This is a genomic window from Sporosarcina sp. P34 (genome assembly GCF_002743375.1).
In the GTDB taxonomy this organism is placed as follows: Bacteria; Bacillota; Bacilli; order Bacillales_A; family Planococcaceae; genus Sporosarcina.
In genome coordinates this window covers 1-13040 of record NZ_PDZC01000007.1, presented here as the reverse complement: position 1 = coordinate 13040, position 13040 = coordinate 1, and the positions used below count along the sequence as shown (strand labels likewise).

Here is a 13040-nt window from a genome sequence, read left to right as displayed (position 1 = left end):
GGCTTTCTTAACCACATATTATCCTGATGTAGCTGTTTTTTGTCACGATAAAATGGATTCACTTATATGATCTTAGATGAATGAGGGAAGGGCGATAACATGACGACAATGACAGAAATGAATGCATTCATAAAAAACAGAGCGAAAGAATTAGAAGCAGAAACCATTCGCATTCGTAAGTATTTGTACGAATATCCAGAACTAAGTTCTGAGGAAGACGAAACAGTTAAATTTTTAAAAGATACAATAAAGGAATTAGGATTGGAAGTTGAAGAAGTACCCGGCAGCACTGGTTTCACCGTTTTATTTGATACAGGAAAACCAGGTAAGACATTAGGAATTAGAACAGATATTGATGCACTTCCTATTGAAGAAAATCCGCAGAATTTTGCTGGACCAAGAAAGTATTTCTCTAAAAATCCAGGAGTTATGCATGCATGTGGACATGATGGTCATATGGCTATTGTACTTTCCACAATGAAAATACTAACAGAAATGAAGCATAATTTGAGTGGTGAAGTTTACTTTATTTTTGAAGAAGGGGAGGAAATTGCATCCGGTATTGAGGCGATGGTTCAACACTTAGATAATCGAGGAATCGATGCCATTTACGGCAACCACTTAACAGCATTTATGGACAGTGGTTCGGTATGTGTTGATGCAGGTCCAAGAATGGCCGGAGGTAAATTAGTTAATTTCACTGTACATGGGAAAAGTGGTCACGGTTCACGTCCGGATCTGTCCATTAATCCAATTTTTGCAGCAGCCAATATTTTAACTGGACTTACAAATGCATGGGCGAATCAAATTGACGTCACAAAAACGGTTACACTCGGATTGACGCAAATCCATGGTGGTGAGATAGATAATATCATTCCAGATAAGGTGAATATTCGGGGTTCTCTCCGATTTTTTGATGTGGAAGAAGGCAGAAAGGCTTTGGATATAGTAAAGAAAATTGCAGAATTTACTGCACAGGCACATAATTGTACCGTTGAATTTGGAGAAAATCTCGAAATTGGTGGGGATCCGGTTATAAATGATGAAAAACTAGCGGAACTAGCGATTTCTGGTAATGAAGAAATGATGCCAGGTTCTGTCATACATGATGTAATCTGGTATGCGACTGAAACCTTTAGTGAGTATAGAACAATAGCACCTACGCTTTTTGCTCTTATAGGTGTTCGTAATGAAGGGTACGGAAGTGGTGCAGAGCATCATAATAATCAATTTGATATAGATGAAAATGCGCTAATTAACGGAGTTTTGGCAACGTCTAAATTTGCAGTAGATTTTCTAACTAAATAATATATGATTCTTGTGAATAGACGATTAAGATAGGAAGAAAAGGTATAAAAAGTACAATCTATATAAGGAAGTGTTAGAAATGGGATACGATTTTACAACAAGAGTGAACCGAAAAGATAAAGGTGCATTGAAATGGGAGCAAATGTATAAGTTGAATCCAGATGTGAGTGAAGATGTTATCCCATTGTCAGATGCTGATATGGAGTTTAAAAACCCACCTGAAGTGATAGAAGGATTAAGGGAATATCTAGATGAAGCAGTGCTTGGTTATACAGGTCCTTATGAATCCTTTTTAACGGCTGTAGTGGACTGGCAAAAAAGACGACATCAATGGGAAATTGAAAAGGAATGGATTGTTCCCACTCAAGGGATTTTATCCGCTTTTTATACAGCAATTCGTATGTTTTCAAAAAAGGGAGATGGAGTCATCAATTTTCGTCCCGTTTATTATCCGTTTAGTATGGCAATTGAGGATAATGAGCGTACGGAAGTAAATGTACCGTTACTAAAGAATAATGACGATTATACGATTGACTTTGAGGCTTTTGAAAAAGCTGCAGCAGATCCGAACAACAAAATATTGTTATTTTGTAGCCCGCATAACCCTGTGGGTCGAGTTTGGAAAAAGGAAGAGTTAGAAAAATTAGCAGGCATTGCTGTGAAACATGATTTATATGTGATTTCAGATGAAATTTGGTATGATTTTATCATGCCAGGACATCAACATACGGTGCTTGCAACGGTTAATGAAGAGTTGACAGATAAGTTAATTACTTGTACAGCAGCTTCCAAGTCCTTCAACTTGGCGGGGATGATGGCTTCTAGTATCATTATTTCAAATAAAAAAATTCGTGAACAATTCAATCAAGAATTGGCAGTAGAAACTGGGAATATGGTTGGTATTTTAGGGTATAAGGCTTATGAATTAGCCTATACAAAATCAGAAGCTTGGCTTGATGAGTTGTTAAAGGTGATTGATACCAACCAACATTTAGTACATGACTACTTTAAGGAATATTTCCCACAAATCAAAGCACCATTGATTGAAGGGACTTATGTGCAATGGCTAGATTTTAATGCTTTAGGTTTGGATCAAGAAGAACTTGAATCATTTTTGCAGAAGGATGCCGCGTTTTTTACGACGTCAGGGTACATCTTTGGCGAAGAAGGCAACGGCTTTGAGCGGATTAACTTAGCATTGCCAACAGACGCATTAGAGGAAGCATTGCATCGTTTAGGTGCGGCATTAAAGAAAAGCAAAAAGTTAGAGCGTTTAAATAGATAAAATTTAAATAAATGATAGAGCAATGGATAAATTAACACTTTAGTTAACCCATTGCTCTATTTTTGATGGAAGAGATGTAGTTGCTACTTATTTGTGTGGATTTTAACATTTCTGTTTGTAAAAGTAAAATGATAGTAGCAACCTATTGTTAAGAGCTCTTTATCATTATAACTACAAGGTACTGCACTTAGCTGAGAGATGTTGAAAGGGTATGTTTACAGGAGGAGATATAATTGTTAAAGAGGTTAGTTTTAGGTTTCATTGCATTTATATTAAAATATTCTTATTTAGAAAATTAAACATTACAAATACAACTCTTTGCGTAAGTAGTTAAAGAGTTGTAGCCTAGATCCGACTCGCAAAAAGTTGCGCAATGGCTACAACTTTTTTGTGTGTTAAACAGAACCCTTCCTCTCAAAATACCAATGCAACCGATACTCACAAATCTCCCGTACCCAACCAAACAAAACTTCCTCATGTTGCTTTTCTATTTCTATCTGCGTATCGAATGAGTCATTCTCAAACACAAAAAACCCTTTCGAAGAACCACTCCACTTCGTCATCGGCATAGTAGCTATCAACTTCGCTACTATACCTTCATCATATTCCCGAAGTAACTGGCCTTGCCTATCCGATAAGTCCGTATCACGGCGATAAGGTTTTTCCATCAAGTACGCATGGAAGAAGGGGGCGACTTCATTCGGTGTCACCGGTTTATACCAATCAGCTGCTCCTCTAGTCAGCATGTACTTCAATAGAATCATTTTATAGCTTTTATTCATTAAGGTTTTATTGATTTCGATGAGTAGGTCCCTATATTGCGTGAGTACTCCTTTCTCCAATTCACTTAGCTCATCCGCATACTCTAACAGAATCGGATATGTCTTGAATTTTTGCTGGATGGCTTTGGCGTCTTCGTTTGCTTTCAAGTGATATTCGAGATACGTTGGGCGGTGGCCTAGTTCTGCTTTTAAGTCGAAATAAGCGGTAATGAGTCGTTGCTGGATTGGTTCATTTTGTTTCATTGCTTCAAGTAAGTCGATGATCGCTGTTTCGAAATGGAACTCGAAATTGCCGGATTCGGTAAATGTTTCACTGCTGATTTTTGCAGGCAATTCTTTGTTTTCATTAAAGACTTCAAACTTTTTCCGTGCATTGCGGTAGTTTCCGATTAAGTCGATGATGACACAATGCGTTTTGCCGTCTGCCAAGCGCAAGCCGCGTCCGATTTGCTGGGTGAAGACAGTTAGTGATTCGGTAGGGCGAGCGAATAGGAGAGTGTCTACGCTCGGGATATCGACGCCTTCATTGAATAGATCGACGGTGAAGATAATGTCGAGTTGGCCCGTTTCCAGCAAGTTACGTGCGGTGGTGCGTGTCTGTCGATCCGTGTTTCCGTGTAAGGCAAGTGATCGGTAGCCGGCTTTTATGAAATAATCGCTCAAGTACATGGCTTGTTTAATGGAAGAACAGAATCCGATCGTGCGGGTCTTTTTGTGTTCGTTCCATGCATCGAGTACTGCTTGTGCGTAGCTGTCGCGTAATTGCAGGCGCAGTAGTTCTTCTTCGTCGTAGCGGTTATGGCGCCATTTCAGTTGGCTGTAGTCGGTTTCGTCCAGTACACCATAGTAGACGAAAGGAGAAAGCCAGTTTTGCCGGATGGCGTCTAGGAAGTGAATGGAGATCGCTTCGTTGCCGTCGCATAAACTGTAGACATCTTTGTTGTCGAGTCGGTCGGGTGTTGCGGTTAGACCGAGCAAGAATTCGGGTTTAAAGTAGTCAAGTACCCGTTCGTATGTAGTGGCGGCCGCATGGTGGAATTCGTCTACGACAATCAGGTCAAACGCAGTGGGGGAGAATTGATGCAAGTGGTATTGTCTCGCGAGTGTCTGGATCGATGCGAAGACGAGTTCCGTGTCTGCGTGCTTTTGTTGACCGTTGTAGATTCCGCCTGTGCGATTCGGAAATACGCGTGCGAATGAAGCTTGCGCTTGTGTGAGTAGTTCTTCACGATGCGCGATAAATAGGACACGCTTATAGGACTCTGCAAAAAAAGCGGCTAAATAGGTCTTCCCAAGTCCTGTTGCGAGAACGACGAGTGCTTTTTCGTAGCCGGCTTCAACTGTTTGATGAAGCGCAGTGAGAGCTAGTTCTTGGGCGGGCCGTGGATTTAAGACAGATGATTGATAGGGGGCTGTTGGATCGACGATACTGCTTTCTTCTTGCTCAGTTGCCCCGAATGTCATTTCGATTTCCGTCTTGGGTTCCCATACGGAACTAAATGGTAGCCTCCGATTCGTTTCTTCGTAGCGTCTTCTATACAACTCAATTTGTTCACTGTTGATCGGTACCGTGTTCGGAGATAAGAACACCTTCATATATTCATCCGCAGCCGTTTCGAAAATAGTTTCGTCTACTGTCGATGGTGCATAGAGGTTCCATTCGATACCTTTCGTCAAAGCGGAACGCGATAAGTTAGATGATCCTATAATGACGGTAGAGCTGTTTTGTGATTTGAATAGATACGCTTTCGGATGAAAAGATGTACCGCCACTTTCAATCATGCGAAGTTCGGCAGTGGGTAATCCTTCATTTAATAATTGTAGTGCGTCCGGTTGTGTAATCGATAGATAATCACCGGTCAGAATCTTGATATCCGCACCACGCATGGAGGCCTCACGTAAAGCGGGAAGTACTTCGTTCACTCCGGACTTCATCAAAAACGCTGTCATCCAGTAAATCGTATCCGCCTCTGCAGTGAGCCGTTTTAAGTCCATTAGCAAGTTTTTCGTCAGCAGGCGCAGTTTAGTCATCCGCCACTTCCACTAGATAGATTCTTTCATTAAATCCCCCTCGTGCATTCGCTTTCTTCGCGCGTACAGTTTCTAGCTCCTCTACCGTCACACCATGATAAGCAGCTGCCGCATGAATCAGTTCTAGTAAATCGGATAGTTCTTCGACAGCATCTTCCGCGTTAGTCGCTTCTTCGTACTCCGCCAATTCTTCATGCATCTTGTTATGTATTTCAGCTATGTATTGTGAATCATTCAATATACGGGTCACGCAAGTTTTTCCATCCGCCTCGATAATCTCCGGGATGAGGTCGCGGACGAGTTTATTATAGATAGGCATTTGTATCTCTCCTTCAATTCCGTAATTTGCTTTATTCTAACATATTCCATTATAAGCAGTAATACTCTAAACAGTTTCGCTATCAAATTATTAGAAAATACCATATACTTATCACATTACTAGGAGTTTAGATAGCTGAATGTCCAGAATATCTTGAAAATGGATTGACTAGTATAGGTGAATAGTAAATAATAAGTAGTAAGCAACTTGTTTTGTACAAGGTTAGCTGTGAGTATTTAGAATCATGATAAAGTATGAATTTCCCTTTCTACTGGGGTAAGGAGGTGGAACGAATGTTTTCGACACCAGACTACCAAGACTATACACAATTGATCGGTTCCTTTTCACCAAAAATGATAATCGCATCATTTTTAGTGATAGCGTTCGCTTCCTATACCACACTCGTATTATATGATCGAATGCTAAAGCCTAGTTTCTTTAAACAGGAAGTATGGCTCTTATTGGCTTCACTGGCATTATCGTTTGGCATTTGGGCGACTCATTTTCTTGCGATGAATTCACTGTTGTTGCCGATTGAAATACATGTGCATTATGGGTGGGCATTCGTTTGTATATTGCCCATTTTCATTGCGACGTTACTTGCGTTTCGGCTTGTGCGTAGCCCGATGAATGCTTGTTGGCGCCATTCCGTAGGGGCTGCGTTGATTGCGCAAGGTACGACCGCTATGCACATCGTAGGCATGTTCGCGATGAAGGTGGATGCGGTCATCGTCTACGATTGGAAATTACTTATAGCGGGGAACGTGATTGTTGGATTGCTTGCATACCTCGCGCTGCGGGAAATCAGCAATCTAGAACGTATTTCACTATCAAAAGTACTTGCGACAATTTCCCTGACAGTCGGCACACTGTCCATGCATTATCTCGGCATACGCGCTACTACCTATTATGTAGAAGAAGGCCAAGCGTTACGTGAGTCTGTTATGCATATGCAAGGTATAAATAGTTTTATCGGCGTTGGCTCCGTAACTTTGCTTCTCGGCATGTTATTGATATCTTATATTGACGGGTATGTCGATTATTGGCTGAAGTATTTCGATGTCTTGACAAAACTGCCGAATCGCCGGAATTGGGAACGTTGTTTGACCGATGAAGTCGCGGTGGGAGATATCGCGATTTGGAATTTCCCTGATCTGCCACGTATCAATCAATTATACGGGTACTCGGAAGGGGATAGAATCTTGCAGCAAATCGGTGAGTTGCTTGCGAAGTGGAAACCTTCCTATGCACAATTGTACCGTGTCAGCGGAAATCGTTATCTATTTTGTGTGGAACATACGGGACGAACTGTAGATTTCTATAAAAACTTAATCATCATGCAGCGTGAAATCGATCAACTTCTACCTATCAAGAATCAAGAGATGCGTTATGCATGCGGGTTAGCCAAGGCCGATCAAAATAAATCTGTAAAGACGTTATATAAGGAAGCATTGATGGTTGTGGAACAAGCGGCAGCTTCACATGAGTGGGGATTGGTGACGTTCGATCCAGTGACCCACGGAATGTCTTATGAGCAAGATGTCTTGCGCGATATTTCCAAAGCGTTGGATGAAGGACATATCTATCTCGTCTACCAACCGAAAGTAAAAGGGGCTAGCCATGAATTTGTCGGTGTGGAAGCATTGCTTCGTTGGACGCATCCAAAACTTGGCGCGATTACGCCCGCGACGTTCATTCCGATCCTAGAGCAAGAAGGGCGAATGGGAGAAGTGACGGACTGGGTGATTCGCGAAGTGTGCAGACAGATTCATAACTGGGATTCACAACGTATTCATATACCGCAAGTAGCCATTAACATTCCAGGCGAATATGTGATAGAACCACATCTACTCGATCTTCTATGGAAAGAAACCACTGCGTATCGATTCGATCCAAGTCGTATTGAACTGGAGCTAACGGAAACGAGTACGGCGAAATCCACTAACCAGGCTATTGCTGCTATGAAACGATTCAGGCGCTATGGATTTTCGATTGCGCTTGATGATTTCGGGACTGGCGTGTCGTCATTGTCCTTTTTACAGCAGATGCCTATTACGACGCTGAAGATTGATAAGTCCTTTACAGATAGAGTACCTGCGACAGCGAAGAACAGTGCGGTGCTAAATGCCATCATATCGATCGGATGCTCGATGGATCTGACAATCGTCGTCGAAGGCGTAGAGAAAGTAGAGCAAGTGGAATTTCTGCTTGGTTTGAAGTCTGATTTGACTTTCCAAGGATATTATTTCTCGAAACCCTTGACGGTTCCACAACTCGAAAGCTGGCTGGCAGAGTCAAATACGCGAGGTTTCGTACATCCGTAACGCGAACTCATTACTAGATTTATTTATATTCCCATAGATTGATAGTCAATTGGTGTGATATACTAGTCCTATCGCACCAATGAATTATATATTTTATGAATACATATATTAGCAATTGACTATATCGTCTGAGAGGGTGGAAGAGCGTGTCCAATGATTCAGGAATTTTATTGGAAAGTGGCACAAATGAGCTGGAGATTGTTGGATTTGAGATGCAAGGAAACCGGTATGGCATTAACGTGATCAAAGTGAAGGAGATCATCATGCCATTGAAAATCACGCCGATTCCCCATGCACATTTTGCGGTGGAAGGAATTATTCAGTTGCGTGGTGAAGTATTGCCCGTCGTCAGTATGGAGAAAATTTTAGGAATGGCCCCTTCAAGCCATCCAGAAGATGCAAAGTATATCGTCGCCTCATTCAATAAACAAACGGTCGTTTTCCGCGTACATAACGTGACGCAGATCCACCGTATTTCTTGGAATCAAATTGAGAAACCTTCTGGCATTTATGCAGCAGAAAACTCTCAGGTGATTGGCGTCATCAAGCTCGATGGCGATATGTTGCTGTTGCTTGATTTCGAAAAGATCATTGTGGATATTAATCCGGAAGCAGGTATTAACGTGGAGCAAGTGAAGAAGCTTGGGAAGCGTGAGCGTTCAGATAAACGCATTTTGATTGCGGAAGATTCTCCGTTATTGCGTAAGTTATTGTATGACACACTCAGTGAAGCAGGCTATGCGAATCTCGACTTCTATGAAAACGGTAAAGATGCGTTTGATTACTTGGAGACGCTAGTGGCGGATGGTGTTCATGTGAAGGAGGAAGTCCAGTTGGTCATCACGGATATCGAGATGCCTCAAATGGACGGACACCATTTCACAAAACGAATTCGTGAAACGCCACAACTTGCAGGACTGCCGATTATCATCTTCTCTTCACTCATCACAGATGACTTGAAGCATAAAGGAGACAGTGTCGGAGCCGACGATCAAGTTAGTAAGCCGGAAATCGCGGAATTGGTATTGAAGATCGATAAGTATATATTGTAAAAAAGACTTCCGTGTACTGCTAACGGATTGGGAACACGAGGAGAAAACAGTAATTAGCATGCCGATAGAGGACACAATTCGCATATATAACTAGAGTATAAAATAAATATTAAATATAGTTAATAAAGAGGGGGGGTATCCCCTCTTTTTTACTTTGTTAACATAAACACTAGAAAAAATATTGATAGTAAGTGGAAGAAGTAATAAATAAAGATGGACAGGAACGATATATCTTAACAAACAGTGAAGGTGAAATGGTTTTTCCAGTGGCAAAGTTTATCAAGTATAAAGATAACACTGGTTCGGCTAAGGTTGATTTTTCGTAAAATGGTATTATGACCACTACCCTACATCTAAACAATATTAGATATTTATATTAAAATATAAAAGAGTTTGTGAAAAAATGTACTTCAACTAACGTGGCGGGTTAGTTGAAGATGAAGGTGTTTTTGCTATTGTATTGAATTAGTTAGTAAAATGTTGAATAGTAGGTGTGCTTTACTTCAGACGGAGTAAAGCCTTTTTCCTTTTTGAACTAAAGAAGCAGAAGAGTTGAAGAAGAAATAGGGGGAGTTTCTGATAGATTTAAAAGTCAATAAAAATTATGTTTGGGTATATTTCATAACATTTTATGCCCTATGGTGTATCAGGGAATTGTGGTTAGTTCAATATTTAGATTTGATGGATTCTGTACCGCGAGCTATCACATCAGCCATTATTAAAATAATTATTTGGGTCATTCCCGTTATATTATTAGTGAAAGTTATAGAAAAAAGTAATCCGATTTCCTATTTAGGATTACGTCATAACTTTAGAAAAGGCCTAAAGTGGACAGGTTGGGTAGCTTTAGCATTCATATCCTATTTTGTCATTTTAAATCTTGCCGTTTTTAAAAAAAATATCGATTTCCAAATAGGGTTTAACGAATTACTAAATACCATTCTATTAGTTGGCATAATTGAGGAAATTGTGTTCAGGGGATTTTTATTAAGAAAACTTCTGGATTCTTTCAGATTCTGGATAGCAAACACAATTACAGCTTTACTCTTTGTATCAATTCATTTTCCTATTTGGTTTTATAAAGGGCTGTTTGAATTGCCTTATATTCTAAGTTCCATAATAACAGCTTTTGTATTGGGTATTATATTTGGGTTTGTAGATAAAAAAAGTTATTCTCTTTGGTCAGTAATTATTATCCACTCTTTATATAATCTGTTAGTATCACTCTTCTACTAATGGGTGCTTTAGTCGAACAAAGGTGCTTCTGGGGGAACTCTTATTTATTATTCAACTAACGGGGCAGGTTAATTCAATAAATATGTTATTTGTTAGCCCCAATATTTTAAAATGTACAGAGTAAATTTTTAAGGAGGCATTAGATGAAACCACGGATTTCGGTTATAACATTGGGTGTAGATGATTTGGAAAGGTCATTGAAGTTCTATCAGGATGGACTTGGACTGCCAACAGAAGGAATAGTTGGCCAAGAATTTGAGTATGGTGCAGTTGCATTTTTCGATTTACAATCAGGCGTAAAACTCGCCATTTGGAATCGAAAGAATATAGCCCATGACACAAGCATAAAACAGACACCAAAAAGTCCTACTGAATTTACGATTGGTCATAATGTTGGAAGTAAAGAAGAGGTCGATAGGGTAATGGAACAGGCAGAGAAAGCTGGTGCATGTATTACAGTTCCAGCACACGATACCTTTTGGGGAGGATACTCCGGATACTTCCAAGACCCAGACGGGCATTTGTGGGAAGTAGTTTGGAATCCAGCTTGGGAATTTACAGAATAGGGTTTTATATCACTTCATCTTCAACCAAAGGGTGCTTTAGTTCAATAACGATCTTCAACAATCGGGCCATATTGTAGTAAAAGGAGGTAGTCAATTGTTCAAGCGGACATTATATTGTTCTACTTGCAATCGAGAGGTTAAACCTGGTGAAGAAATCTATGTAAAAATGAAAGTTCCACAATATGCCGGCATGGTAGAAATAAAAGCGTATTTGAAAAATGAGGGCAAAATTTATTGTACAGATTGTTCTACACACAATTAAATACTGGGAAGTTTATTCAACAATCGGGCGTGATAATCGAATAACGGCATGCTAAAAATTGGGCCAGATTGTGAAATATTTATAGTAGCAAATCCGTGATTGTACGAGGAGCGATAATATGAGAAACAGAACGAAAGGAATTTTACTACTAAGCACTTTGTCTTTTGTCATGATGGCAATTTTAATGACTACCCAATCGTATTTCAACAATAAGGAAATACGTCTTGCGAGCGAAGGATGTTATGAAATAGATGGGATACCTGAACTACAAGGGGGCTTTTTGAATTTGAATTATTCGTTTTCTTGCCAAAAAAACGAATGATATATAAATTGAATTAAAGATTTTAGGATACACTAAGTTGATTGGAGAGGAAGGCGGCGACTCCAGCGGGAACAGCACGAGCTGAAAGTCCCGCAGGTAGCGAAAACCGTAACGAAGAACGGTTTTTGCGAGTAAAAGCGAAGCGTTAGGAGCACGTCTTTGCCCGTAGCGGACGAGGAGATTGAGGCCGTGCCCGCGGAACGCGTCCGCCTGGAACGGAAATCAACGGTTCCCATGAGATTATTACTTCTAAAGTTCAACTTATATAGTAAGAGTATTTGTTCTTCAATTAACGAGCGTGATAACTAAATAAGGATTTCCCACAATCGGGCCAGATTGCGGAAGATCGTCCTTAAGATATAAAATAGTTATAGTGAAATAAATGGAGATTGTGACAAAATATATTTAAACTAAACTGGCAGTTAGTTTAAGTAGATAAAAAGGATAAAGGGGATAACATAATGCTATCAGAAAAAGTTCATATTGCCGTGCCAACAGCTTTTTTTGAGGATGAATCTTTAAATATTCAAGGGACAATAAGCCATATAAGAGACCTGTATAAACAAGGAGTAAAATCTGTTCTTGTATCTGGAACTACTGGAGAACAGCATAGTTTAAACCTTCAAGAAAAAATTGAAATAATAAACGGTTTAGAACTAGAAGAAGAACTTATTAGTAATATGGAAATTATATTTGGTGTGGCTTCAATTAGACAAAAAGAGGCAGAGGAATTAGCTGAAAAGATTCGACACACAAAAATATCCGGTATCATGCTTGGGTATCCACCGTATGTTATACCGACACAAGAAGAAGCATTCGTTTATACAAAGAGGATTATGCAGCTTAGTAATAAACCTACAATTTTATATAACAATCCAAAAAGAACTGGATTTGATTTATCAGAGAATAGTATTATTCAATTAAGTAAGATAGATTTAGTGGTTGGAATAAAAGATGCTGGCAATAAAGAAAAAATTGAACGAATAAAAAATGGTATGCATAAAAATGCTTTATATTTTTATGCTGGTGGAGAAGTGGATTTAGAAGAAAAGGTATTGCATGGATATGATCGTCTTTCTTCTATTGCTGGGAATGTTTCCGCGACAGAAATTAGTCAATGGTTTCAAAAAATGCTTATGAAGCAAAAAGTAAGCAAACAAGAAAACGAAAAAATAGAAAACATTATAGAACAAGTTTATCAAGAAAATGCTATTGTGAATCTGAAAAAAATCATTAATCGTAAGGGTATTCCAATGGGGATTTGCAGGAGTCCAATAGGAAATATTTAATTAGATAGTGAAATATTTTAGACTTATTACTAAAACGTTTATCTCATCATGTAATATGTAGGTTGCGAATTCTGAACGCTTTTAATTTTCTTCACTTAATATTTGTTCAACAATCGGGCGCAATTCCTGAAGAAGGAGTTGCGTCCTTTCCACGATAAAACCATTTTGTAGTAAAGGGGGGTAGTCATTTGTTCAAGCGTACATTATATTGTTCTACTTGTAATCGAGAGGTTAAACCTGGTGAAGAAATCTATGTAAAAATGA

General features: G+C 39.5%; 10 protein-coding genes. 8 read left to right on the top strand and 2 right to left on the bottom strand.

The genetic code is table 11. The features are described 5' to 3' along the window. Positions 1-99: 99 nt before the first annotated feature. Together CSV63_RS10990 and CSV63_RS10985 are read left to right on the top strand one after the other, a co-directional pair. A complete protein-coding gene (locus CSV63_RS10990) occupies positions 100-1308 on the top strand; it encodes an amidohydrolase (protein WP_199203647.1) in 1209 nt (402 codons plus the stop codon). 79 nt (positions 1309-1387) lie between these two features. After that, positions 1388-2593: a MalY/PatB family protein gene (locus CSV63_RS10985; RefSeq protein ID WP_099695840.1), complete on the top strand. Its 1206-nt coding sequence runs from the start codon at positions 1388-1390 to the stop codon at positions 2591-2593. A gap of 395 nt (positions 2594-2988) precedes the next feature. Here the strand turns inward: CSV63_RS10985 and CSV63_RS10980 are convergent, their stop codons facing one another. After that, positions 2989-5406 carry a DEAD/DEAH box helicase family protein gene (locus CSV63_RS10980; protein WP_099695839.1) on the bottom strand — a complete coding sequence of 806 codons (2418 nt, stop codon included), beginning with the start codon at positions 5404-5406 and terminating at the stop codon, positions 2989-2991. Next, entirely contained in the window at positions 5399-5725 is a 327-nt protein-coding gene (locus CSV63_RS10975; protein ID WP_099695838.1) for a nucleoside triphosphate pyrophosphohydrolase, read from the bottom strand. Before CSV63_RS10975 ends, CSV63_RS10980 begins: the two co-directional genes overlap by 8 nt. 293 nt (positions 5726-6018) lie before the next feature. Between CSV63_RS10975 and CSV63_RS10970 the strand changes: the two genes are divergently transcribed. The 6 genes from CSV63_RS10970 (at position 6019) to CSV63_RS10940 (ending at position 12776) form a co-directional block, all read left to right on the top strand. After that, positions 6019-8049, top strand: coding sequence for an EAL domain-containing protein (locus CSV63_RS10970; RefSeq protein WP_158233954.1), 2031 nt, complete (start codon positions 6019-6021; stop codon positions 8047-8049). Positions 8050-8195: 146 nt separating this feature from the next. Then, positions 8196-9101, top strand: coding sequence for a chemotaxis protein (locus CSV63_RS10965; protein WP_099695836.1), 906 nt, complete (start codon positions 8196-8198; stop codon positions 9099-9101). Between the two features lie 654 nt (positions 9102-9755). Further along, positions 9756-10337, top strand: coding sequence for a CPBP family intramembrane glutamic endopeptidase (locus CSV63_RS10960; RefSeq protein ID WP_099695835.1), 582 nt, complete (start codon positions 9756-9758; stop codon positions 10335-10337). Between the two features lie 143 nt (positions 10338-10480). Continuing rightward, on the top strand, positions 10481-10903 hold the full coding sequence (locus tag CSV63_RS10955) for a VOC family protein (RefSeq protein ID WP_099695834.1): 423 nt from the start codon (positions 10481-10483) through the stop codon (positions 10901-10903). A 94-nt stretch (positions 10904-10997) separates the two neighbouring features. Next, the gene (locus CSV63_RS10950; RefSeq protein WP_099695833.1) at positions 10998-11165 is read left to right on the top strand and encodes a Fe3+ hydroxamate ABC transporter substrate-binding protein; all 168 of its coding nucleotides are present in this window, start codon (positions 10998-11000) and stop codon (positions 11163-11165) included. A 783-nt stretch (positions 11166-11948) separates the two neighbouring features. Then, positions 11949-12776 carry a dihydrodipicolinate synthase family protein gene (locus CSV63_RS10940; RefSeq protein ID WP_099695831.1) on the top strand — a complete coding sequence of 276 codons (828 nt, stop codon included), beginning with the start codon at positions 11949-11951 and terminating at the stop codon, positions 12774-12776. Positions 12777-13040 lie beyond the last annotated feature (264 nt).

Excerpts from the sequence above, each read along its gene's own strand:
- CSV63_RS10990 (WP_199203647.1), top strand. The coding sequence starts at position 100 with ATGACGACAATGACAGAAATGAATGCATTCATAAAAAACAGAGCGAAA.
- CSV63_RS10985 (WP_099695840.1), top strand. The coding sequence starts at position 1,388 with ATGGGATACGATTTTACAACAAGAGTGAACCGAAAAGATAAAGGTGCA.
- CSV63_RS10980 (WP_099695839.1), bottom strand. The coding sequence starts at position 5,406 with ATGACTAAACTGCGCCTGCTGACGAAAAACTTGCTAATGGACTTAAAA.
- CSV63_RS10975 (WP_099695838.1), bottom strand. The coding sequence starts at position 5,725 with ATGCCTATCTATAATAAACTCGTCCGCGACCTCATCCCGGAGATTATC.
- CSV63_RS10970 (WP_158233954.1), top strand. The coding sequence starts at position 6,019 with ATGTTTTCGACACCAGACTACCAAGACTATACACAATTGATCGGTTCC.
- CSV63_RS10955 (WP_099695834.1), top strand. The coding sequence starts at position 10,481 with ATGAAACCACGGATTTCGGTTATAACATTGGGTGTAGATGATTTGGAA.
- CSV63_RS10940 (WP_099695831.1), top strand. The coding sequence starts at position 11,949 with ATGCTATCAGAAAAAGTTCATATTGCCGTGCCAACAGCTTTTTTTGAG.